This is a genomic window from Enterobacter cloacae complex sp. 402C9 (assembly GCF_050030745.1).
Lineage (GTDB): Bacteria > Pseudomonadota > Gammaproteobacteria > Enterobacterales > Enterobacteriaceae > Enterobacter > Enterobacter intestinihominis.
In genome coordinates this window covers 816,137-839,259 of sequence record NZ_JBLGUW010000001.1, presented here as the reverse complement: position 1 = coordinate 839,259, position 23,123 = coordinate 816,137, and the positions used below count along the sequence as shown (strand labels likewise).

Below are 23,123 nucleotides of genomic sequence, written 5' to 3'. Positions count from 1 at the left end.
TCCCGTGAGCAGAGCTCAAGCATAGGGAAGTTCAGCTAAGGCTGCATTGTGCAGATGCCCAAAGGCAGAGAGAGATGTATGGAGTTGTGGGAAAGGTCACAGAAAAGAGAAAGCCCCTGCGAACAGGGGCTTAAGAAGATTACTGCATCAGGAGATAAATAGAGGTATCACCACGCTGAATATTCAGTGCCAGCACGGACGGCTTGCTGTCGAGAATTTTGCGCAGTTCAGCGATGTTTTTCACCGGCTGCTGGTTAGCGCCCATGATCACATCACCTTTTTTCAGGCCGATACGGGCAGCAGGTGAGTTCGCTTTCACGTTGTTCACCACCACGCCTTTATCTGCCCCTTTGTTGCTCATCTCAGCACCTTCAATACCGCTGAAGATGGTGCTGGAATCCACCTGATTCTGACTGCTCTGTTGCAGTTCCAGGCTCACGTTAACTGGCTTACCTTCACGCAGCAGGCCGAGGGTCACTTTACTGCCGATTGGCATAGAACCCACTTCCGCACGCAGGGCGGCAAAGCTGCTGATCGGTTTACCGTTCAGAGAGGTGATCACGTCACCCGCTTTAATGCCGGCTTTCGCCGCTGAAGAGTTCGGCATGACCTGGCTTACGAATGCGCCGCGCTGAGCGTCCACTTTCATCGCTTTCGCCAGCTCGGAGTTCAGCTCGGTCCCCATGATACCCAGCTCACCACGTTTCACCTGTCCATATTGCACCATCTGCGCAGTCAGGTTTTTCACCATGTTGCTCGGGATAGCAAAGCCGATACCGATGTTGCCACCGTCCGGTGCCAGGATAGCGGTGTTGATACCGATCAGTTCACCGTTCAGGTTAACCAGTGCACCGCCGGAGTTACCGCGGTTAATGGCCGCATCCGTCTGGATGAAGTTTTCATAGTTTTCCGCATTCAGGCCGCTACGTCCCAGCGCGGAGACGATACCCGAGGTCACGGTTTCGCCCAGACCAAACGGGTTACCGATGGCGACAGTGTAGTCACCCACGCGCAGCGCGTCAGAGTCGGCAAGCTTAATCGCCGTCAGGTTCTTCGGATCCTGAATTTGAATCAGTGCGATATCGGAGCGCGGGTCTTTACCGACCACTTTGGCATCGAATTTACGGCCATCGCTCATCTGAACCTTAATGGTGTTAGCATTATCTACCACGTGGTTATTAGTCACCACGTAGCCTTTCGCTGCATCAATAATAACGCCCGAGCCGAGTGCCATGAATTTCTGCTGCTGGCCGCCGCCCTGACCGTCATCCCCTGCGCCGCCGCCCTGACAGAACGGGGAGCTCTGGAATGGCGAACCGTCCTGGCAGAATGGCGAATTGTCGCCGAAGAACTGCTGGAAATTACGCGGCATACGCGGCGTATTGACGGTTGTGCTGCCCTCAACGTTAATACTCACCACCGATGGCATCACTTTTTCGAGCATCGGGGCCAGGCTTGGCATCTGCTGCGCAGTCGCTGCCGAGGAAGCTGTCTCGGCCGCCGTCGCCAGAGGGGACAACGCTAAACCTAAACTCAGAGCCAGTGCACTCATTGCTAATGTGGTTTTTTTCATGTTTCTCAATCTCGATTTACCAGATAACGCAAAATTGCTGTGTAACTCAGATTCGTTTTATACCGCTTAGTTCCGGGATTAAGTTTATGGAAAAAGTAAAAATTTATTGGTCGTCTTTACAAAACTCATGGCTTATTCAACGGCCATAAGCTTGCGGTATTCATCCCAGGCATACAAATCTGTCATCCCGCTGATATAGTCCTGGATAAGACGACAGCGATAATAATATTCCATGACTGGCCATTGGGAAGAATGACGATCTATTTTACTGACGGCCTCAATGTATGCCAGCCGGTGACGGGTTGAAAGCTTCTGATAGAGACGAGATTCAATCGGCAGGCGGCGAACACGTTCATTTTCGACCAGCTCGCAAAACTCATCGACCGTCAGCTGGAGCAGCGGGCCATAAATTTCCAGCAACCCGCTGATAACCCGGTATCCTTGCAGCTCCAGCTGTTCGACATCCGGGTGGCTGAAAACATGGCGAACAGCCACGTTTTTATATAATTCAAGCAGCTGACTAAAACTGCTCTCATCTTCCAGCAGGGCGTGATTAAATTCCCCGCTAAATATCATCGGCAAATTATCAATGAAACGGGCGGCCGCATACGGCACCAGTTTATTCAGCGTATTGACCCGCAAATACATAAAGAACTGATCTTCGGTACTGCGGCTCAGCGAATTTGAACGCGATTTATCCCAGGCATTCTCGACGACCTGTGCAAACAGAGAACCTTTTTCATGCTCTCCCCAGGCATCGTGAAGATGCTGATACAGCTCCTCGACGCTGAATATTCTTTTTTCCACTGCGTCTTCCAGATCGGCCACGCAATAAGAAATGTCATCAGCCGCTTCCATAATCCACGTCAATGGAAAACGGCCATTCGGCGTTAGCGAAAGTTCTTTACGCAACCGTTCAATGTACGCTTCTTCCGACAGGTAATAGCCCGGTTTTTTCATCAGGTAGCTATGGGTGGCAGGCGTTTCCCCCATCCACCACGCGGGACGCGTGTATTTGAGAATACAGCCCACCTGCGCCCAGGTCAGATTCATGCGCATCAGGGAGTGCACCAGACGGATCCCCTGCGCGTTACCTTCGAAATGACACAGATCCTGACGCACCTTGCGGCGCAGATCGTTCAGGCTATCTTCGCCCTCACGCAGGCGTAAATCGCGTACCACACAGCGGTCATCGCTGAGCGGCTGGCTTATGGCGTCAGAGGGAAAAAGCCGCTGTTTAAACCAGTCATTGATGGCGGCCTCGCCGAAATGACCAAAGGGAGGATTGCCGATATCGTGCATCAGGCAGGCCATCTCAACGATGCTTTCGAACGGCCCGGTCAGTTCATCCAGCCCGTAGGTTTCCAGCAGACGTTGCTCTTTAAGACGGCTGAGGATCTCTTTTGCAATGTAGCGCCCCACCTGCTGCACTTCCATGGAGTGCGTTAACCGCGTACGCACCGCGGCGTTACGCTCCAGCGGGAACACCTGGGTTTTTTGCTGTAACCGGCGGATGGCGGGCGAATTGATGATGCGTCCGCGATCGCTTTCAAAAATGCGCAGGATCTCATGTTCGCTCTTATCGCCCTGTGGCGAACGGAAACGTCGGTGCCAGTTAATTTTGGTGCGAAAATCGATTGGTGCCATGTGCTCCCCCGCGTGAGAATGCGTTTCCCCTTAACCGCATGATAGACTATGCATCTTAACAAGGCACATCGCGAGTAAATCTATGAAAATCGGCATTATTGGTGCAATGGAAGAAGAAGTTACGCTGCTGCGTGACAAAATTGAGAACCGTCAGACCCTCTCCCTTGGTGGCTGTGAGATCTACACCGGCCAGCTGAACGGCGTTGACGTGGCTCTGCTGAAATCAGGCATCGGTAAAGTTGCAGCGGCACTGGGCGCGACCCTGCTGCTTGAGCGCTGCAAGCCTGACGTTATCATTAATACAGGTTCGGCGGGCGGTCTGGCGCCGACGCTGAAAGTGGGCGATATCGTGGTTTCCGACGAAGCGCGTTACCACGATGCAGATGTCACCGCATTCGGCTACGAATATGGTCAGCTTCCGGGCTGCCCGGCCGGGTTTAAAGCGGATGATAAGCTGATTGCCGCCGCTGAAAGCTGCATTAACGAGCTGAACCTCAATGCGGTGCGTGGCCTGATCGTCAGCGGCGATGCCTTTATCAACGGCTCTGTTGGTCTGGCGAAAATCCGTCATAACTTCCCGCAGGCTGTGGCCGTTGAGATGGAAGCCACGGCCATTGCGCACGTGTGTCATAACTTCAGCGTGCCGTTCGTGGTCGTTCGCGCGATCTCTGACGTGGCGGACCAGCAGTCCCACATCAGCTTCGACGAGTTCCTGGCCGTTGCGGCCAAACAGTCCACCGTGATGGTGGAAACCCTGGTGCAGAAACTGGCGCGTGGGTAAGGTGTCATTCAGGGCGCTGGTCGCCCTGCTTCTGCTCGCCCCGGCCTGGCTCATCGCCGCGCCGCGGGTGATCACACTCTCCCCTGCCAATACGGAACTGGCGTTTGCCGCCGGGATTACGCCCGTTGCGGTGAGCAGCTTTTCCGATTATCCACCCCAGGCCGCCCAAATCGAACAGGTTGCCACCTGGCAGGGAATGAACCTGGAACGCATCGTGGCGCTGAAGCCCGATCTGGTTCTTGCCTGGCGCGGTGGTAATGCCGAACGACAGGTGAACCAGCTCTCTTCGCTGGGAATAACGGTAAAATGGGTAGATGCGGTGAGCATCGAACAGGTGGCGCAAACCCTCCGTGACCTCGCGCCCTTCAGCCCTACCCCCCAACGCGCCGAGCACGCTGCACAGCAGATGCTCAACGACTATGCTGCGCTAAAAACCCGATACGGCACGCAACCGAAACAACGCGTTTTTCTGCAATTTGGCAGCCAGCCGCTGTTCACTACCGGGAAAGGTTCGATCCAGAACCTGGTGCTTGAGATCTGTGGAGGTGAAAATATCTTTGCCGAAAGCCGGGTCCCCTGGCCGCAGGTCAGTCGTGAGCAGGTTCTGGCGCGGCAACCGCAGGCCATTGTGGTGGTCGGAAATGCGAGCCAGATTCCTAAAATAGAACAATTCTGGCATCGGCAGCTTAAAATTCCGGTCCTCGCACTCAACAGCGACTGGTTTGAACGCGCCAGCCCGCGTATTATCCTCGCCGCAAAACAACTCTGCGCCGAACTGGCAGAGAGTCACTCAAACAGATAAATACCCTATTCGAGGATTTAACGATGCTCGTGTATTGGCTGGATATTCTTGGCACAGCCGTTTTTGCTATCTCCGGCGTTTTGCTTGCCGGAAAACTACGCATGGATCCTTTTGGCGTACTGGTGCTCGGCGTCGTTACGGCGGTAGGCGGCGGAACGATTCGCGATATGGCGCTAGCAAACGGCCCGGTATTCTGGGTAAAAGATCCAACGGATCTGGTGGTGGCGATGGTCACCTGCCTGTTAACCATCGTGCTGGTTCGTCAGCCTCGCAGACTACCAAAATGGATATTGCCAGTGCTGGATGCCGTCGGTCTGGCGGTCTTTGTGGGAATAGGCGTGAATAAAGCCTTTATTGCCGGGACTGGCCCGCTGGTGGCGATCTGTATGGGCGTGTTGACCGGCGTGGGCGGAGGGATTATTCGCGACATTCTGGCGCGAGAAGTCCCGATGATCCTGCGAACGGAAATCTACGCGACGGCCTGTATCATCGGGGGGATTGTTCACGCCACGGCGTATTACACCTTTGCTGTCCCGCTGGAAAACGCGGCGATGCTGGGGATGGTGGTAACGCTGGTGATCCGTTTAGCGGCGATACGCTGGCACCTGAAGCTGCCGACGTTTGCACTGGATGAAAATTCAAGATAGGTATCGTTTATAAGCCCGGTGGCGCTTCGCTTACCGGGCCTACAATTTGCATTCAGGTTAAATACTGAATGAAGAACCACACCCGCAGGTGCTGGTCGCATTCGGGTTAGTCACCACAAAGCGCGAACCTTCCAGACCTTCAGTGTAGTCCACTGAACCGCCCACCAGATATTGCAGGCTCATCGGATCAACCACCAGCGCGACGCCCTGTTTCTCGATAGTCATATCACCATCGTTAACCTGGTCGTCAAAGGTAAAACCATACTGGAAGCCACTACAGCCGCCGCCGGTAATATAAACACGCAGTTTCAGATCCGGATTGTCCTCGTCGGCAATCAGGGTTTTCACTTTTTTCGCTGCTGCTTCGGTAAATTCCAGCGGCAACGCTACGTCATCACTCATCTTATGCTCCCATGAATACTGCGACTGCTATTGGGTAAAAATCACCCAATTCTTTTTGTCATTATCTAATACCCTGGTAATTCATTCAAGTATTCTGCTTCAGGGCCTGTTCAGCTTCCTGTTTCGCCAGGGTACGGGCAAGAATGGTGGAGTATAGCGGTTTTCCACCCAGGAATTGGGCTAATAGTGTCGCGCCGAGGCAGGTAATGATCATTGGCAAAATGAGCTGGTAATTGTCGGTCATTTCCAGCACCAGCACGATCCCGGTCAGCGGCGCACGCAGGGAGGCCGCCAGCAGCGCCCCCATTCCCGCAACCGCAAACGTCCCCGCATCCAGATGGTAGGCCGGGAAGCCTGCCGCCGCCGCCATCCCGAACGCCGTACCCAGCAGCGTCCCCAGCGCCAGCATCGGGGCGAAAATGCCGCCCGGGGCACCAGAGGAGAAGCACAATACCGTGGTGATGACGCGTGAAATAAACATAAACAGCAGCAGGCCTACGCTGAAATTCCCCGCCGCGGCAATGGGAATCAGACCGAAACCGCCGCCCGCCGCATTCGGTTCGATAAAACCGAGGATCCCGCACACGCCACCAAGCAGGCCCCCCACCAGCACCCATTTCGTGGTATTTCCGCCATGGATGCGCTGAAACATATCCTGCGCCCGTAAAATCAGGGTGTTAAAAAGCGGGCCAACGACGCCAAAAATCATCCCAAGAATCAGATACAGCCACAAAGTATTGACCGGCGCATTAGTTAGCTTGCCAACTTCAATCACCGCCCCTTCGCCGTTAAAGACGCGAAAGACAATGCTCGACATAATCACGCCGGTAAACACCGCTTTAATGGAGATCAGGTTGTAGCGGAACTGGGCGCGCATCTCTTCAATGATAAACAGGATACCCGCCAGCGGCGCGTTAAACGCGGCAGACAGCCCGGCCGCCGCCCCCGTTGCCAGCAGCGTATGGCGCGCTTCGGCGCTGCGCATACGGAACAGATCGCCGACCATGCGCCCGACGTTACCGCCCAGCTGTACCGTTGGTCCTTCCCGACCGAGCACCATGCCCGCTCCGAGCGTTCCCATCCCGCCGATAAATTTCACAGGAAGCACGCGCCACCAGCGAACCGGGCGTAGCTCTTCCAGCGCCCCCTCAATTTCAGGGATCCCCGAGCCGCCTGCTTCAGGGGCGAATTTACGCACCAGAAAATAGCCCACCATGGCAAACAGGGCCGAAAGGCCAAAGGCCCACACCCAGACCAGCCATTCACGATCCGCAAAGCTGGCGACGGTACCTATGCGCCAGTTGAGCACCGCATTGACGGCTTTCTCAAACGCGACGCCTACCAGCCCGGCCAGCGTGCCCACAACGGCGGCTGCCACCAGAATGGCTAACGGGGTTTTGTCACGGTTGAGCAGCCGCCGGATACTGACCCGGTGCTTCGCGCGCGTAAACTGTTGTTGTTCAAAAGAAGGCGTGTTCTCGTTCATTACCTGTTCTGTTTCGTCATACAAAAGGCCGCAGGGATTCTACCAGAGACAATCCCCTCGTCCCCTGAAAAATACTTAACAATTGTTAAGCCTTCTATGGGGCAAAAATTTTATAACCTCTTCCGAATCACTTAGAATAGTTGCCTTAACTCATTTCTACGAACCAGGAACGACGCCATGAGCAAGTCTGAAAACCTCTACAGCGCAGCCCGCGAGCTAATCCCAGGCGGCGTGAACTCACCCGTGCGCGCCTTTACCGGCGTGGGTGGCACCCCGCTGTTTATCGAACGTGCGGATGGCGCATATCTGTATGATGTGGATGGTAAAGCCTATGTCGATTACGTCGGCTCCTGGGGCCCGATGGTACTGGGCCACAACCACCCGGCGATCCGCAATGCGGTGATTGAAGCCGCTCAGCGCGGCCTGAGCTTCGGCGCGCCAACCGAGATGGAAGTCAAAATGGCGGAGCTGGTCACCGAACTGGTGCCAACGATGGACATGGTGCGTATGGTGAACTCCGGTACCGAAGCGACCATGAGCGCTATCCGTCTGGCGCGCGGTTTTACCGGCCGTGACAAGATCATCAAGTTCGAAGGTTGTTATCACGGCCATGCCGACTGTCTGCTGGTGAAAGCTGGTTCCGGCGCGCTGACCCTCGGCCAGCCGAACTCCCCGGGGGTGCCGGCTGATTTCGCGAAACACACGTTGACCTGCACCTATAACGATCTGAACACCGTTCGCGCCGCGTTCGAGCAGTATCCGCAGGAGATCGCCTGCATCATCGTTGAGCCAGTTGCGGGCAACATGAACTGTATCCCACCGCAGCCTGACTTCCTGCCGGGCCTGCGCGCCCTGTGTGATGAGTTCGGCGCGCTGCTGATCATCGACGAAGTGATGACCGGCTTCCGCGTGGCGCTGGCGGGGGCGCAGTCATACTACGGCGTGGAGCCGGATCTGACCTGCCTCGGCAAAATCATTGGCGGCGGCATGCCTGTCGGCGCGTTCGGTGGACGTAAGGACGTCATGGACGCGCTGGCGCCAACCGGTCCGGTTTACCAGGCGGGTACGCTCTCCGGTAACCCGATTGCGATGGCGGCGGGCTTTGCCTGTCTGACCGAAGTGGCGCAGCCGGGTATCCACGAAACCTTGACGGACCGGACGACGCAACTGGCAAACGGTTTGCTGGAAGCCGCAGAAGATGCGGGTATTCCACTGGTGGTGAACCACGTGGGCGGGATGTTCGGGATTTTCTTCACCGATGCGAAAACCGTGACCTGCTATCAGGACGTGGTGAAATGCGACGTGGAACGCTTCAAACGCTTCTTCCACCTGATGCTGGAAGAAGGCGTGTATCTTGCCCCGTCAGCGTTTGAAGCGGGCTTTATGTCCGTGGCGCACAGCGAAGAAGATATCAATAACACCATCGACGCAGCGCGTAAGGTATTTGCGAAGCTGTAAAATGTGCGGCTTGATGCCCTCACCCCAACCCTCTCCCACAGGGAGAGGGAGCAAACACTAAAACGGCAATCTAAGGATTGCCGTTTACTTTTATTACCGACTCTGCTTTCTCAACAGATAAATAAAGTAAGGCGCGCCGATAAAGGTCGACAGGAGGCCCGCCGGGATCTGATACGGGAACAGCACCATCCTTCCGCACCAGTCAGCAAAGACCAGGATCGCCCCGCCCGTCAGCGCAGAGATCACGATATGCGGCAAAGTCCTGCGGAAACCCATCATACGGGCGATATGCGGCGCCATTAATCCGACAAAACTGAGCGGGCCGATAGTCATGGTGGCCGTCGCCGTCAGGCACGCGGCCAGCAGCAACAGCGCAATGCGCGTTGGCGTCAGCGCCACCCCGACCGCGCGGGCGGTATCCCCACCCAGCGGCAGAATGGTCATCCAGCGGCGGCACAGCGGCACAATCGCCAGCAGCACGATCATCACAATCCCGGTATGCACCACCTGGCTGCCGTTGGCGTTGTATGTTGAACCGGAAATCCAGGTCAGGATCTGCGCCATGCGCGGATCGCCGCTCGCCTGCAACATCATCAGCAGCATAGTAAACGCGGTGCTGAGCGCCATCCCGGCCAGCAGCATGCGGTGAGGTGAGAAACCACCTCGCCCGGAGGCGATCAGGATAATCATCAGCGTGACTGCCGCACCGATACTCCCGGCAGGCATCAGCCAGCCGAACGCATTGCCCGGCACGAGGAACAACATCATCACTACGCCAAACGCGGCCCCGGAGCTAATCCCTAATACTTCCGGGCTTGCCATCGGGTTGCCGGTGAGACGCTGGATAATACAGCCCGCCACCGCCAGCATGACGCCCGCAATCAGCGCGGAGAAAATCCGCGGCCAGCGCCACTGCATGAGTTCATGCAGCAAATCCCCCGTTGCCCAGTGCCAGCCCGTGGCGTCGCGTCCCAGCGAGAGTGCGGCAAACGAGGCGATAACCAGCACTGCCAGCCCGGCAAGGCTGAACCACACCACCGACTGACGCTCGGCATGCACTTTATCGCCGGCATCCATCGCCGGAGCGCTAATGCTGCGCAGGCGCGGCAGCAGCCACAGCAGCAGCGGCGCGCCGATCAGGGCCGTCACCGAGCCCGTGGAAACTTCCATCCAGACGCGCGCCAGCCAGAGAATGAGCTGATCGGAAAGCCAGAGTATCAGCGCACCAATCAGCGGCGCCAGCATCAGACGCGCCAGCAGACGGCGCGCGCCGAGCATTTTTGCCAGCAATGGCGCAAACAGGCCGATAAAACCGATGATGCCGACGGCGTTAACCAGTAACGCGCTCAGCACAATCGCCAGGGTCAGGGCCGCCAGACGGGCCAGCGACAGCGCCAGCCCGAGATTGCGCGCCACGCCGTCGTCCAGGCCCATCAGCGTGAGCGGACGCAGCAGCAGCAGCGTCAGCACCACGCCGCCGAACAGCTGCGGCCACAGACGCTGGACGATACTCCAGTCGGTCTGGGTGAGCGTGCCGGTACTCCACATAAACATGCTTTGCAGCTGGTCGTGGTGAAACAGCACCAGCAGCTGGTTGATCGCCCCACAGTAGAGGCTGACGACCAGCCCCGCGAGGATCAGCGTAACCGGTGAGAGACGTTTTCCCCAGGCTACGCCAAAGACCAGCGCACAGACCACGCATGCGCCTGCCAGCGCGGCAAACTGCGAGGTTAACGCTCCCGGCAGGGTCCAGAGCGTGGTGATGGTGATCCCCAGCTGAGCCCCCGTCGCCACGCCCAGCGTGGTTGGCTCCGCCAGCGGGTTACGTAGCACCTGCTGAAACAGTACGCCCACCAGTCCCAGTCCCGCCCCGACCAGCAGGGAGATAGCCAGACGCGGCAGCAGGCTGTAGTGGAACAGCATTTGCTGAATATTGTCGATATCCGGTGCGGCAAACGCGGCTGTCCAATGATCGCGCGGTAACGCCGTGGTCAGGTTAAAGCCGGTTAATGCCAGGGCAGCCAGAAAAATGAGCGCTAACAGTAACATCGGGAAACGGGCCATACGCGTGCTCATGCCTTGCCTCCCAGTGCATTGTCCAGCACGCGGGCAAAATGCATGGCCGACAGCGTCGCGCCGTAGAACCATACCGCTGGCGCGCGCAGGAAGCGCTGCTCGCGGACAAACGGCATTGCCTGCCAGAGCGGAGTCGCCATCAGGGTTTGCATTTCGCGCTCATTGCCGTGGTCAAAGCACAGCACGTCCACATCACGAAACGCCGCCAGACGGTCAATCCCCACGGCGGTACTGCCCCAGAATGTCATCTCGCCTTCCCAGGCATTGCGAATGCCAAAGTTGTCGAGTACTTCCTGGAACAGACAGTTATTTCCAAAGACCAGCATATGGCGGGAATCCAGCAGGGTCACCATCAGCAAAGGCCGATCGCCACGGTGGGCAAAGCGCGGCTTAAGGGAATCAATCAGCGCATCAAATTCATTGAGATGTTTTTTCGCCTCAGCCTCACGGTTGAGGAACTGCGCCATCTCGTGGATGGAATTTTTTGCCATGGTCAGCGGCTTTTTACCGTCGCTAAAGGAAAAGCCCCGTCCGGGCGCAATCTTCGCCATGGTCTCTTCCGACGGGCCATACCCCGCAGACCAGAATAAATAAGACGGTTTCATCTGGGTGAGAAGCTCAAGGTTCGGCTCCGTACGCAGACCGATGTCGATGACGGAGTCCGGCAGTTTTGGCTCATTCACCCACAGGGTGTAGTTGGGAATATCGGCCACGCCGTAAGGCGTCACGCCCAGCGCCATCATCAGTTCGACGGGCAACCACTCCAGCGCCACGATGCGGTGCGGATCGACTGCGGCAGCGCGGGCCGGGCCCATCTTTAACAGCAGAGGTGAGAGTGCCATGGCCGTTAGCAGGCGACGGCGGCTAATTAATGTTGGATCCAGCATCAGTAGACAAAGCTCACGGGTGCAGCCCCGGCCGGGTGAGGCAGAATGCCCATAGGAATACCGTAGATATGTTCCAGCGTTTCGCTGCGCATCAGTTCGGCAGGCGTACCCTGAGCGATCATTTCACCGCCGCGCAGCGCTACCAGATAGTCGCAATAGCGTGCCGCCATGTTGATATCATGCAGAACGGCAATCACCGTCAGGCCGCACTGCTGACTTAAGCGATGCACCAGCGCCAGGACGTCAACCTGATGAGCAATATCCAGCGCTGAAGTGGGTTCGTCGAGCAACAGGCAGCGGCTGTCCTGCGCCACCAGCATTGCGATCCATGCGCGCTGACGCTCGCCACCGGACAGGCTATCCACCAGACGGTGCGCCAGCGGTTTTAACCCAACCAGCGCGATCGCCTCTTCCACTTTCTCTCTGTCAGCAACGCCAAAACGCCCGAGCGCACCGTGCCACGGATAACGTCCAATCGCCACCAGCTCGCGCACCGTCATCCCCTCCGCCTGCGGCAACTGCTGCGGCAGATAGGCCACCTTGCGGGCAAAGGCCTTACTGCTCCAGCTCGCCAGCGGCTGGTCATCCAGCAGAATGTCGCCCTCGGACGGCGGCTGATGACGGCCCAGCATCTTCAGCAGCGTCGATTTACCGGAACCATTGTGCCCGATTAAACCGGTCACTTTACCTGCGGGAAACGTCAAAGAGAGCGGATGCAGCAAGGTGCGCCCGGGTACGCGAAAGGAGAGATTGTTGAGCGTGAAGGTGGAGTCGGATTGCGTTTTAGTATCCTGCATGTCAGCCAACTTAAATAAAAAGGGCACGGCGAACCGTGCCCATAAAGAGGTTAGAAGCGGAAGGTCGCCGTGGCAACAACCTGGCGTCCTGCTCCCCAGTAGCATGCATACTCGCTGTAGCAGCTGGAGACGTATTCACGATCAAAGATGTTGTTCACGTTGACGCCGACGGAAGAGCCGGCAGACCGAAGCGCGCCAGATCGTATTTCACGGTCGCATCCGCCAGGGCATAACCCGCGACGTTAAAGGACTCATAGGCTTTAGGCGACGCTGAGGAGTAGTACGTCACCGTGTTACCGATGTAGCGAGCACCCGCACCAACGGTCAGGCCACTTAGCGCCGTCTCGTGGAAGGTGTAATCCGCCCACAGTGATGCCATGTTGCGCGGTACTTCTGCCGGACGACGACCTTCATACCAGGTATCGTGGGTGTATTCCGCATCGGTGTAGCTGTAGGCCGCCGTCACGTTCACGTTAGCCGACACCGCCGCTTTCGCTTCCAGCTCAAAGCCACGGGAGCGAATTTCACCGCCCTGCACGCTAAAGCCGCTGGTCGGGTTCGCCGGATCGGCGGTCAGGTTATTGTTCTTGGTCAGCTGGTATACCGCTGCCGTCACTACAACAGGCAGATCTTTTGGAACATACTTCACGCCCGCTTCATACTGCTTGCCACGCGCCGGATCGAACGGTTTACCACCCTGAGTAGTGCCAGAGAGCGGTTCGAAAGATTCACTGTAGCTGAAGTATGGTGTAATCCCGTTGTCGAACAGGTAGTTAATCCCCCCGCGCCAGGTAAATGCCTGATCGTTAATTTCCGCGGTGGTTCCGTTATTACGGTTAAAGGCAGACGTTTTCGCAAAGTCATAGCGGCCACCCAAGGTGAGTACCCACTTATCCCATTCAGCCTGATCCTGCGCATAGAGCCCGGTCTGCTCCTGACGATTGAGCATGGCATACGGGAAGTTCACATTGACGTTCGCATTGCCGTGCTGAGGATTGTTCATGCTGATCGGATCGGCGGTGCCGTAGTCAGCATCAATGTCATTTCGCATACGAAGGTAATCCACTCCCGTCAGCAGGGTATGGTCAACGGCGCCGGTCGCGAATTTCGACTGGAGCTGTGTATCAACCGTGAACGAGTTGAGATCTTCATCTGAGCGCACGTAGGCACGGCTGATCTGGGCCGGGGCGATATAGCCGTTACCGTAAACTGAACGGTACAGCGTGTTGATTTTGGTATAACGCAGGTTCTGACGCACGGTGAAGGTGTCGTTGAATTCATGCGCGAAGCTGTAACCCACCATTTTCTGACGACGGGAGATCTTATTGTCTTCATCACCTTCGTTGAAGTCGGTCGGCAGTTTGTGCGCTTTTCCGTTAGCATCATAGTAAGGCACAACGGTACCTTCACGTGGCAGCCAGCCGTAGTAACCCGCATCCGGATCGCTCTGGAAGTTGCTCAGGAAGGTGAAATCGGTTTTATCATCAGGACGCCAGCTGAAAGACGGCGCAATCGCGTAACGAGTAGACTTCACCATTTCCTGCTGCGCGTTCTCACTACGTCCCAGACCGGTCAGACGGTAGGACCACACACCGTCATCGTCAATCGCGTCGCTGAAATCAAACCCCGTCTGCCAGAGGTTATCCGTCCCCATTTTGAACTGAATTTCTTTCAACGGTTCCGTGGTTGGACGCTTGCTGACCATACTCACTACGCCGCCCGGATGGCTTTTGCCATACAGTACAGACGTCGGGCCACGCAGCAGCTCTACGCGCTCAAGGAAGTACGGGTCCATGGACGCTTCAGAGTAGTTGTCTCCCTGCAACTTCATACCATCCAGATACTGGTTGGTATTCACGGTGCTGGAGGTCGTGAAACCACGAATCGAAACCACATCGTAAGTTGTTGAGGCGCCGCGCGTTGCGAAAACGCTTGGGGTGTAGGCCAGGGCCTGTTTAACCGTCCCCGGCTGTTTCATGTCCATCTCTTCACGAGTCACAACAGAAATAGACTGCGGGGTTTTCTCAATGGGTGTATCGGTTTTCGTCGCCGTTGCAGTGCGTTTTGCCGCAATCGTCGGTGCAGGACCCCAGGCACTTTCCTGTGCAGCCGGTGCGGCAGTCACGGTGATGGTTTCTTCTTTCTTGGGGGTTTCAGCGGCCTGTGCATAAGCAGACATGCCGGCAACCGCTGTGGCTACGACGGCTGCGATTTTACGCAGCGACGTGTTAATTGGCTGAGCAGTATTGGAAAGCGCCATGATGGATCTCTGATGAAAAAGGTGAATGATAACGTAAACGAGAATTATTATTATGACCGCAGAATAATATGCGAAACGCTGACGGCATAGCAAGCGATATGCGGCCCTACAAGAATTGAGGGTTTAAGAAATAATCAACGGAAAACGGGTCGTTAATAAGGATTGAAAACAGGGTTAAGGAAATGAGTTGCTGAGGTGAAAAAACACCCCCTTCCAGGGAAGGGGGTGTCATAAGGGCTAGTTGCCGCCGAACATATCCTTGATCCAGCCGGCGACGCCGTCGCTGTCTTTCTTCTCGTTCTGCTGCTGCGGCTGTTGCTGCTGCGGCTGCTGAGGTTGAGAAGACTGATCGAACGGGTTACCTGTCGGTTCTTCTGGCTGGCTTTGCTGGCACAGCGCATCCGGGTTGGTCGTCCAGACCGGCAGCGAACGCACGCCGCCGCCACAGATGAAGTTACCCGAGCTGTCCACGCCCATATCGACGATATCTTCCGGGGCAACGAGGTTCAGCGGCACCGGAGACTGATTGGCCAGATAGCGCTGGTAAATCGACATCGCGCCGCTCGCACCATACAGTTTGGTCGGCTGGTTGTTATCGCGGCCCACCCAGGTGATCACCACTTCACGGCCATCAATACCGGCGAACCAGGTATCGACGTTGTTGTTGGTAGTCCCGGTTTTACCTGCCAGATGCAGACCAGGATACTTCGCCCCCAGCTGACGCCCGGTACCGCGCTGGACCACCTGCTGCATGGTCCACAGCGTCATATAGGCCGCCTGCGCCGGAACAGCGCGCTCCGCCTGCGGGAAGCTCTGATACAGCACGGAGCCATCTTCGGCAATCACCGAACGCAGGGCGGAAAGCGGCGCTCGGTTACCGCCGCTGGCGATGGTCTGGAACGCCTGGGCCACTTCGATTGGCGTCAGGTTAAGCGCCCCCAGGATCATCGCTGGCACAGGGTGCAGCTGATCTTTCGGTACGCCCAGCTTCTGCCAGGTGTCGGTGATGGCGGGGAGGCCCAGCGCCATGCCGAGGTTAACAGTCGGCACGTTCATCGAGCGGGTTAACGCATCCACCAGCATCACCTGGCCGCTGAACTGCTTATCATCGTTCTGCGGAGACCACACCTGGCCGTTAGGCTGGCGCAGGGAGATTGGCGCATCGGCAATCCAGGTGTTCAGTCGATAGAGATTCGGCTGGCTCAGCGCGGTCAGGTAGGTTGCTGGTTTTGCCAGAGAACCAATCGAACGACGCGCCTGCATCGCGCGGTTATAGCCCGCATACTGCGGCTCGGCGCCGCCCACCATGGCGCGAACTTCGCCGGTGTTGCGATCAACTACCACCATCGCGGTTTCCAGATCGCTCAGCTTACGCTGCTTCTTCAGAACCGGAATACCTTCAACCGCCGCTTTTTCTGCCGCATCCTGCGCCACGGAGTCAAAGGTGGTGAAGATCTTCACCCCGGAGAGATCTTTCACTTTATCTCCGAGCTTAGACTGCAACTCCTGACGTACCATCTGCATAAAGGCAGGCTGCGGAGAGATCACCCCACCGCGCGGCTGAACGCCCAGCGGACGCGCGCTCAGCATGTCGTACAGCTCCTGGTCAATCACCTGCTGTTGTTGCAGCAGACGCAGCACCAGGTTACGACGCTCCAGCGCCAGTTTTGGGTTACGCCACGGGTTGTAGATCGACGCGCCTTTTACCATGCCCACCAGCAGCGCCTGCTGATCAAGGCTCAGCTCTTCTACCGGACGGCCAAAGTAGTACAGGCTCGCCAGCGGGAAGCCGCGGATCTCGTTATCGCCGCTCTGACCGAGGTACACCTCGTTCATGTACAGCTCAAGAATACGATCCTTGCTGTAGCGCGCATCCATCAGCACGGCCATGTACGCTTCGTTGGCTTTGCGCCAGTAAGAGCGCTCGCTGGAGAGGAACAGGTTTTTCACCAGCTGCTGGGTCAGGGTACTCGCCCCCTGCACCGTACGCCCCGCGGTCAGGTTCGCCAGTACCGCACGACCAATGGAGTAGAGGCTAATCCCGTCGTGCTCGTAGAAGTGGCGGTCTTCGGTTGCCAGCAGGGTATCCACCAGCAGATCCGGGAAGCCGTTACGCGCCACGAACAGGCGCTGTTCGCCGTTTGCGGACGACAGCATGGTGATGAGACGCGGATCGAGACGGAAGAAACCGAACTGGCGATCGTTATCCATGTTCTCAATGGTTTCCAGGCGATCGCCGTCAAAGGTCAGACGCGCGCGCACCTGCCCCTCTTTACTGTCCGGGAAGTCGAACGGACGGCGGATCATCTCAATGCTTTTCGCCTGGACGGTAAATTCACCCGGACGGGTCATTTTCGTGACCTGACGATACTGCGTGGCTTGCAGCAGCTTCACCATCTCATTCTTGCTGATGGACATGTCCGGCTCAAGGTTCACCATGCGGCCGTACACTGCCGCAGGCAATTGCCAGACTTTCCCGTCGATACGGCTGCGGATCTTCTGATCCAGATAAACGCCGTAAATCGCGATCAGGACAACAAAAACAATAAACAGCTTCAGCAGCAGCCAGAACCAGCCGCGCTTACCACGAGGCTTACGCCCTTTGCCTTTCCCTTTACGCGGCATCGGTTCTTCATCCTCATAATCGTCTTCATAGTCATCGTCATACTCCTCATCTCTGAGGCGACGACGGCTTACCTTTTCTTTCGCCGGACGCGTCGGCTTTCCCTTACGTCCTATTGGCTCGCGGTCATTCCCCGCCATGCTTTTTCTCCGCAACATTCAGGCGCAAAGGCCAGATTTTCTTATCTTGCACAGGTCAGTGAAAGAAGAAATCTCTCAAAATAAACAGCAAGACTTTCCTGACAGGAAAGTCTTTAGTGTTTTCTCCCTCTCCCTGTGGGAGAGGGCCGGGGTGAGGGCATCAGGCCGCACTTTCCCTTTCAGGCCGCACTCCCCCATTACGAATATTTCTTCGTGCGCCGTGTCGGCGCGGTATTCGCCGGATCGTCCGGCCAGACGTGTTTGGGATATCGCCCCTTCATCTCTTTCTGCACTTCACGATAGCTCCCCGCCCAGAACGCCCTCAGATCGCGGGTGATCTGCAAGGGACGATGCGCAGGCGAAAGCAGCTCAAGCACTAACGGCACGCGCCCTTCAGCGATGGACGGCGTGGTGGCCTCACCAAACATCTCCTGCATCCGAACCGCCAGCGCTGGCGGATTATCCTCATGATAACGAATGGCAATCCGACTCCCGGTTGGCACAGTGTAATGCCCAGGCAGTTCACTATCCAGACGTTGACGTAACGACCAGTCCAGTAAATTCTGTAACGCTGCCTTAACATCAAGCGCCTTCAGGGCGCGCAGGGAGTGTACGCCGCTCATCTGCGGCAACAACCACTGTTCAAGCGTCGCGAGCAGCGTCTCATCATCCACCGCTGGCCACCCCTGTTCCGGCAGCCACTTCGCGGCGCAGTGCAGACGTATACGATATTGTTCAGCCTCAGGCGTCCAGTTCAATACGCTCAGCCCTTTTTCCCGAATGCCGTTCAGCATCGCCTGGTGTAACTCTTCCTCCGACGGCTTCGCCAGCGGTTTTGTCCCGAGCGTCAGTTTGCCAATCTGGCTACGACGGAACGCCTTCAGCGTGCCCTGGGCATCATCCCATTCGACAATGTCAGATTGCTGAAGCAGCTGCGGGCAGGCACGCGTCAGGGCGTCAATATCTACGGCAACCGCCTGCAAGATGCGCGCATCCGGGGAGTGACTGCCCTGGAGTAAGAGCGGCGCGATCAGCCATTCATGACGCGTCAGAGCATCATCGCTGTCCAGCATCGCGCCCATCCCATTTGCCAGTTGATAACGACCATCCAGCCCGCGACGGCGCGCGATTCTGTCCGGGAAGGCCTGGGCCAGAAGAGGGATAACTTTATCGCTGTCAGGCGATCCTCCCCGGCTCTTCAGGCGGTGACACAACTGCTGCGCGCGCTGTTGCCAGTTTCCCTGCTGGCGTGAAAAGGCCTGTCCCAGATCGCTGCTGCCACCGCGCGGCGGCTCCTCAAGAATAGCCGCCAGTTTTGCCGCCGTGGCAATTTCATCGTCGCCCTGTGCTGCCACCAGCATCGTAGCCAGACGCGGATCGTTGCCCAGCGCCGCTATTTTCTGGCCGCGCGCCGTCAGTCGCTCGCCTTCCAGCGCGCCAAGCTGGGTCAGCAGGCTGCGCGCGGCGGAAAGGTTCACAACAGGCGGAGGATTAAGCCAGGTGAGCTGGTCAGGGTCCGGGCAGCCCCACTGCATCAGATCCATTACCAGCCCGGAGAGATCGCTTTGTAAAATCTCAGGCGTACTCTGCAATGCCGCACGCTCCGCCTGCTCGGCGCTGGTTAAATGCAGGCAAATACCCGGCTCAAGACGCCCAGCTCGGCCTGCGCGCTGCACCATTGAGGCCTGGCTGATGCGCTGCGTCAGTAGCCTGGTCAGCCCGGTACGCGGATCAAAACTGGCCACCCTCTCCTGCGTACTGTCCACCACCAGGCGAATGCCTTCGATGGTCAAACTGGTTTCGGCGATATTGGTCGCCAGTACCACTTTGCGCTGCCCCGCCGGTGCGGGAAGGATCGCCTTGCGCTGGTCAGCCAAATGCAGCGCGCCGTAGAGCGGGCACAGCATAACGTCACTGCTCACCCTGGATGCCAGTTGCTCCTGTACGCGCTGGATTTCGCCTACGCCGGGTAAAAACAGCAGCAGCGAGCCGGGTTCCTGACGGAGCAATTCGGCGGTGGCGATGGCAACGGCTTCGTCAAAACGCTGATGGGCAGGCAGCGGCTGATAGCGGCGCTCGACCGGGAACGCACGCCCTTCAGAGGAGATCATCGGCGCGTCAGGGAGCGTCTGCCGGAGCCGCTCGTTATCCAGCGTCGCCGACATAATCAGCAGCCGAAGGTCGTCGCGCAGCCCCTGCTGAACGTCGAGCAGCAGCGCAAGGGCCAGATCGGCCTGGAGGCTGCGCTCGTGAAATTCATCAAGGATCACCAGCCCGACGCCGCTCAGCTCCGGATCGTTTTGCAGCATACGGGTAAGAATGCCTTCAGTGACCACCTCCAGCCGCGTAGACGGGCCGATGCAGGTTTCGGCGCGCATCCGGTACCCTACCGTCTCGCCCGGTTTTTCATTCAGCAGTTCCGCCAGGCGCTGCGCCACATTGCGCGCCGCCAGCCTGCGCGGTTCCAGCAGGATAATTTTCCCGCTGATGCTCCCCTCGCGCAGAATTTGCAGGGGCAGCCAGGTGGATTTACCCGCTCCGGTGGGCGCGCTGAGCAAAACCTGTGGCGCATGTTCTAAGGCTGCGAGTAGCTCAGGAAGGACGACGGCGACGGGCAAAGAGGACACTTACGGCTCCAGAGGGTTAACATTAATCGGCGTACATTGTAGCATCGGCGCATATCATTACCGAGTCTTGCGCATGTCTGAGTCAAAACGGCTATTCTTCGCCATTGAATTACCCACCACGCTTCAACGGCAAATTGTTCGCTGGCGCGCCAGCCACTTCCCCGCGGAAGCGGGCCGCCCTGTCGTCGCCGCCAATATGCACCTGACGTTAGCTTTTCTTGGCGAGGTGAGCGCAGAAAAGCAGCGCGCGTTAAGCGCAATGGCCGGACGCATTTCTCAGCCGGGTTTTACGCTGCATCTTGACGATGCCGGGCAATGGCTGCGCTCTCGGGTGGTCTGGCTGGGGACGCGGCAGCCCCCCCGCGGACTGCTCCAGCTCGCCAACATGCTGCGGGCGCAGGCCGCGCGCAGCGGCTGTTATCAGAGCCCGCAGCCGTTTCATCCCCACATTACCCTGCTGCGCGATGCGGGTCAGGCTGTTGCCATCCCGCCACCGGGCTTTCACTGGTCCTTTCAGGTGAATGAATTTGCGCTGTACGAATCTGCCTTTGTACAAGGACGCACCCGCTATACTCCGCTCCAGCGCTGGACGCTGGGCGACACGTTAAGGAATCCTGATGAAGTTTAGCCCTGCACTCCAGCCCGCCACGCTGATCCAGCGTTACAAACGCTTTCTCGCTGACGTGATCACGCCTGAGGGCGAAACGCTCACGCTGCATTGTCCTAACACCGGCGCCATGACCGGTTGCGCCACACCGGGTGACACGGTCTGGTATTCCACATCAGAAAATACTAAACGCAAATATCCTCATACCTGGGAAATGACCGAGACGCAAAGCGGGGCATTTATTTGCGTTAATACCCTGCGCGCAAATCAGCTGGTTAAGGAAGCCCTGACAAATGGAATCCTTCCTGAACTGGTGGGTTACGGCACGCAAAAAAGCGAAGTGAAATATGGCGATGAAAGCAGCAGAATTGATTTTATGTTACAGGCGGAAGACCGCCCTGAGTGCTATATTGAAGTGAAATCAGTGACGTTAGCGGAAGAGGAAAACGGCTTCTTTCCGGATGCGGTAACGCTACGTGGCCAGAAGCATCTGCGGGAGCTAATGAGTGTAGCGGCGGCGGGCAAGCGCGCCGTGTTGCTGTTTGCGGTTCTGCATTCAGCCATTGAACGGTTTTCCCCGGCCCGTCATATTGATCCTAAATACGCGCAATTGTTGAATGAGGCACAAAAGCAGGGGGTAGAGATTTTCGCTTATAAAGCGGAACTTTCTGCCGATAATATGACTCTGAGATCCTCTCTTCCCATTGTCCTATAAGGGATTAGACGATTGACTAATAAGTGTTCTGGCCGCGTGCGCAAATACGCTTTTCCTCACAGGGTTGTCAAGTGTTACGTTTAGATAATTGCCATACGGAAAAGCATCTGCTATTTATAGCGACCTGAATTTTCCCCCAACACGGGGATCGATAGTGCGTGTTAAGGAGAAGCAACATGCAAGAAGGGCAAAACCGTAAAACATCGTCCCTGAGTATTCTCGCCATCGCTGGGGTGGAGCCGTATCAAGAGAAGCCGGGCGAAGAGTATATGAACGAAGCCCAGCTGTCGCACTTCAAGCGTATTCTTGAAGCATGGCGTAATCAACTCAGGGATGAAGTCGATCGCACCGTTACACATATGCAGGATGAAGCTGCTAACTTCCCGGATCCGGTCGACCGTGCCGCTCAGGAAGAAGAGTTCAGCCTCGAACTGCGTAACCGTGACCGCGAGCGCAAACTGATCAAAAAGATCGAGAAAACGCTGAAAAAGGTCGAGGACGAAGATTTTGGCTACTGCGAATCCTGCGGTGTTGAAATCGGTATTCGTCGTCTGGAAGCGCGTCCAACAGCCGATCTGTGCATCGACTGTAAAACGCTGGCAGAAATCCGCGAAAAACAGATGGCTGGCTAACGCCTTCCCTCTCACTACTCTGCTAAGGCGGGAGTTTCTCCCGCCTTGTTACCGTTGATATGTCTGAATCTCACTATATCGGGCGCTTTGCGCCATCTCCCTCCGGTGAATTACACTTCGGCTCATTAATTGCCGCGCTCGGCAGCTACCTACAGGCTCGCGCCCGTCAGGGTAAATGGCTGGTTCGCATTGAAGATATCGATCCTCCGCGTGAAGTTCCCGGTGCGGCAGAAACTATTCTGCGTCAGCTGGAACATTACGGTCTTCACTGGGACGGCGACGTACTCTGGCAGTCTCAACGCCATGATGCCTACCGTGAACGTCTGGCGTGGCTTGCTGAACAGGGCCTTTCCTATAACTGCACCTGCACGCGTGCGCGAATTCAGAGCGTGGGTGGCGTTTACGACGGCCACTGCCGTACGCGGCACAACGGCCCTGAGAATGCCGCCGTACGGCTGATACAGCGCGCTCCGGTGACGCAGTTTACCGATGTCCTCTCAGGAACCATTCAGGCGGATGATCGTCTGGCGCGTGAAGATTTTATTATTCACCGTCGCGATGGCTTGTTTGCCTATAACCTGGCGGTGGTTGTCGATGACCATTTCCAGGGCGTCACGGAAATCGTGCGTGGGGCGGATTTGGTTGAGCCTACCGTGCGGCAAATATCGCTTTACCAGCAGTTTGGCTGGACGGTGCCGGATTACATTCATCTGCCGCTGGCGGTCAATGAACAGGGGAGTAAGCTATCAAAACAGAATCATGCCCCGGCGCTGCCTGACAGCGATCCGCGCCCGGTATTGATCGACGCGCTGCGATTTCTCAACCAGAATGTAACGCAGGAATGGCAGGATCTGAGTCTGGATGAATTGCTGAAAACGGCCATTGCTGACTGGACGCTTATGGCCGTGCCAAAAATCCAGCATTCTCAAATGCGTTGCGCTGAGCTATGATTAGCCGCTTTTT

17 protein-coding genes and 1 pseudogene are annotated in these 23,123 nt (G+C 57.0%); 8 read left to right on the top strand and 10 right to left on the bottom strand.

Annotation, left to right across the window (positions count from 1 at the left end):
• Positions 1-139: 139 nt before the first annotated feature.
• Positions 140-1,573, bottom strand: a complete 1,434-nt coding sequence (degP, locus tag ACQG1K_RS03935) for a serine endoprotease DegP (protein WP_022647101.1) — start codon at positions 1,571-1,573, stop codon at positions 140-142.
• Between the two features lie 132 nt (positions 1,574-1,705).
• Positions 1,706-3,220, bottom strand: a complete 1,515-nt coding sequence (gene dgt / locus ACQG1K_RS03930; RefSeq protein ID WP_023299363.1) for a dGTPase — start codon at positions 3,218-3,220, stop codon at positions 1,706-1,708.
• Between the two features lie 82 nt (positions 3,221-3,302).
• On the opposite strand from dgt, the gene mtnN reads away from it, so the two are divergent.
• The 3 genes from mtnN to ACQG1K_RS03915 are packed head-to-tail and all read left to right on the top strand — an operon-like array spanning position 3,303 to position 5,450.
• Positions 3,303-4,001 (top strand): 5'-methylthioadenosine/S-adenosylhomocysteine nucleosidase, encoded by a 699-nt coding sequence (gene mtnN / locus ACQG1K_RS03925; protein ID WP_003856223.1) that lies wholly within the window; start codon positions 3,303-3,305, stop codon positions 3,999-4,001.
• Positions 3,994-4,803: a vitamin B12 ABC transporter substrate-binding protein BtuF gene (gene btuF, locus ACQG1K_RS03920; RefSeq protein ID WP_367074803.1), complete on the top strand. Its 810-nt coding sequence runs from the start codon at positions 3,994-3,996 to the stop codon at positions 4,801-4,803. Before mtnN ends, btuF begins: the two co-directional genes overlap by 8 nt.
• A gap of 23 nt (positions 4,804-4,826) precedes the next feature.
• The gene (locus tag ACQG1K_RS03915; protein WP_003856227.1) at positions 4,827-5,450 is read left to right on the top strand and encodes a TRIC cation channel family protein; all 624 of its coding nucleotides are present in this window, start codon (positions 4,827-4,829) and stop codon (positions 5,448-5,450) included.
• 57 nt (positions 5,451-5,507) lie between these two features.
• Here the strand turns inward: ACQG1K_RS03915 and erpA are convergent, their stop codons facing one another.
• A complete protein-coding gene (gene erpA / locus ACQG1K_RS03910; RefSeq protein WP_003856230.1) occupies positions 5,508-5,852 on the bottom strand; it encodes an iron-sulfur cluster insertion protein ErpA in 345 nt (114 codons plus the stop codon).
• A gap of 85 nt (positions 5,853-5,937) precedes the next feature.
• Positions 5,938-7,338, bottom strand: coding sequence for a H(+)/Cl(-) exchange transporter ClcA (gene clcA / locus ACQG1K_RS03905; protein ID WP_022647097.1), 1,401 nt, complete (start codon positions 7,336-7,338; stop codon positions 5,938-5,940).
• A gap of 177 nt (positions 7,339-7,515) precedes the next feature.
• Here clcA and hemL point away from each other — a divergent pair, with 177 nt between their 5' ends.
• A complete protein-coding gene (gene hemL / locus ACQG1K_RS03900; protein ID WP_015572714.1) occupies positions 7,516-8,796 on the top strand; it encodes a glutamate-1-semialdehyde 2,1-aminomutase in 1,281 nt (426 codons plus the stop codon).
• 93 nt (positions 8,797-8,889) lie between these two features.
• Here the strand turns inward: hemL and fhuB are convergent, their stop codons facing one another.
• The 6 genes and pseudogenes from fhuB to hrpB all read right to left on the bottom strand — a co-directional run bounded on the left by fhuB (position 8,890) and on the right by hrpB (position 20,206).
• A complete protein-coding gene (fhuB, locus tag ACQG1K_RS03895) occupies positions 8,890-10,872 on the bottom strand; it encodes a Fe(3+)-hydroxamate ABC transporter permease FhuB (RefSeq protein WP_367074805.1) in 1,983 nt (660 codons plus the stop codon).
• Positions 10,869-11,759, bottom strand: coding sequence for a Fe(3+)-hydroxamate ABC transporter substrate-binding protein FhuD (gene fhuD, locus ACQG1K_RS03890; protein ID WP_367074806.1), 891 nt, complete (start codon positions 11,757-11,759; stop codon positions 10,869-10,871). The genes fhuB and fhuD overlap by 4 nt, the downstream gene beginning before the upstream one ends.
• A complete protein-coding gene (gene fhuC / locus ACQG1K_RS03885; protein ID WP_367074807.1) occupies positions 11,759-12,556 on the bottom strand; it encodes a Fe3+-hydroxamate ABC transporter ATP-binding protein FhuC in 798 nt (265 codons plus the stop codon). The genes fhuD and fhuC overlap by 1 nt, the downstream gene beginning before the upstream one ends.
• Positions 12,557-12,606: 50 nt before the next feature.
• Positions 12,607-14,816: pseudogene (fhuA, locus tag ACQG1K_RS03880) on the bottom strand (ferrichrome porin FhuA).
• Positions 14,817-15,053: 237 nt separating this feature from the next.
• Positions 15,054-17,579, bottom strand: a complete 2,526-nt coding sequence (mrcB, locus tag ACQG1K_RS03875; RefSeq protein WP_022647091.1) for a bifunctional glycosyl transferase/transpeptidase — start codon at positions 17,577-17,579, stop codon at positions 15,054-15,056.
• 197 nt (positions 17,580-17,776) lie between these two features.
• Positions 17,777-20,206, bottom strand: coding sequence for an ATP-dependent helicase HrpB (gene hrpB / locus ACQG1K_RS03870; protein ID WP_367074809.1), 2,430 nt, complete (start codon positions 20,204-20,206; stop codon positions 17,777-17,779).
• Positions 20,207-20,279: 73 nt separating this feature from the next.
• On the opposite strand from hrpB, the gene thpR reads away from it, so the two are divergent.
• The 4 genes from thpR (at position 20,280) to gluQRS (ending at position 23,110) form a co-directional block, all read left to right on the top strand.
• On the top strand, positions 20,280-20,834 hold the full coding sequence (thpR, locus tag ACQG1K_RS03865) for an RNA 2',3'-cyclic phosphodiesterase (protein WP_003856249.1): 555 nt from the start codon (positions 20,280-20,282) through the stop codon (positions 20,832-20,834).
• A complete protein-coding gene (gene sfsA, locus ACQG1K_RS03860; protein ID WP_023299353.1) occupies positions 20,824-21,528 on the top strand; it encodes a DNA/RNA nuclease SfsA in 705 nt (234 codons plus the stop codon). The genes thpR and sfsA overlap by 11 nt, the downstream gene beginning before the upstream one ends.
• A 176-nt stretch (positions 21,529-21,704) precedes the next feature.
• Positions 21,705-22,160 (top strand): RNA polymerase-binding protein DksA, encoded by a 456-nt coding sequence (dksA, locus tag ACQG1K_RS03855; RefSeq protein ID WP_001155232.1) that lies wholly within the window; start codon positions 21,705-21,707, stop codon positions 22,158-22,160.
• Positions 22,161-22,219: 59 nt separating this feature from the next.
• Complete coding sequence (gene gluQRS / locus ACQG1K_RS03850) at positions 22,220-23,110, top strand: tRNA glutamyl-Q(34) synthetase GluQRS (RefSeq protein WP_367074812.1); 891 nt, start codon at positions 22,220-22,222, stop codon at positions 23,108-23,110.
• Positions 23,111-23,123 lie beyond the last annotated feature (13 nt).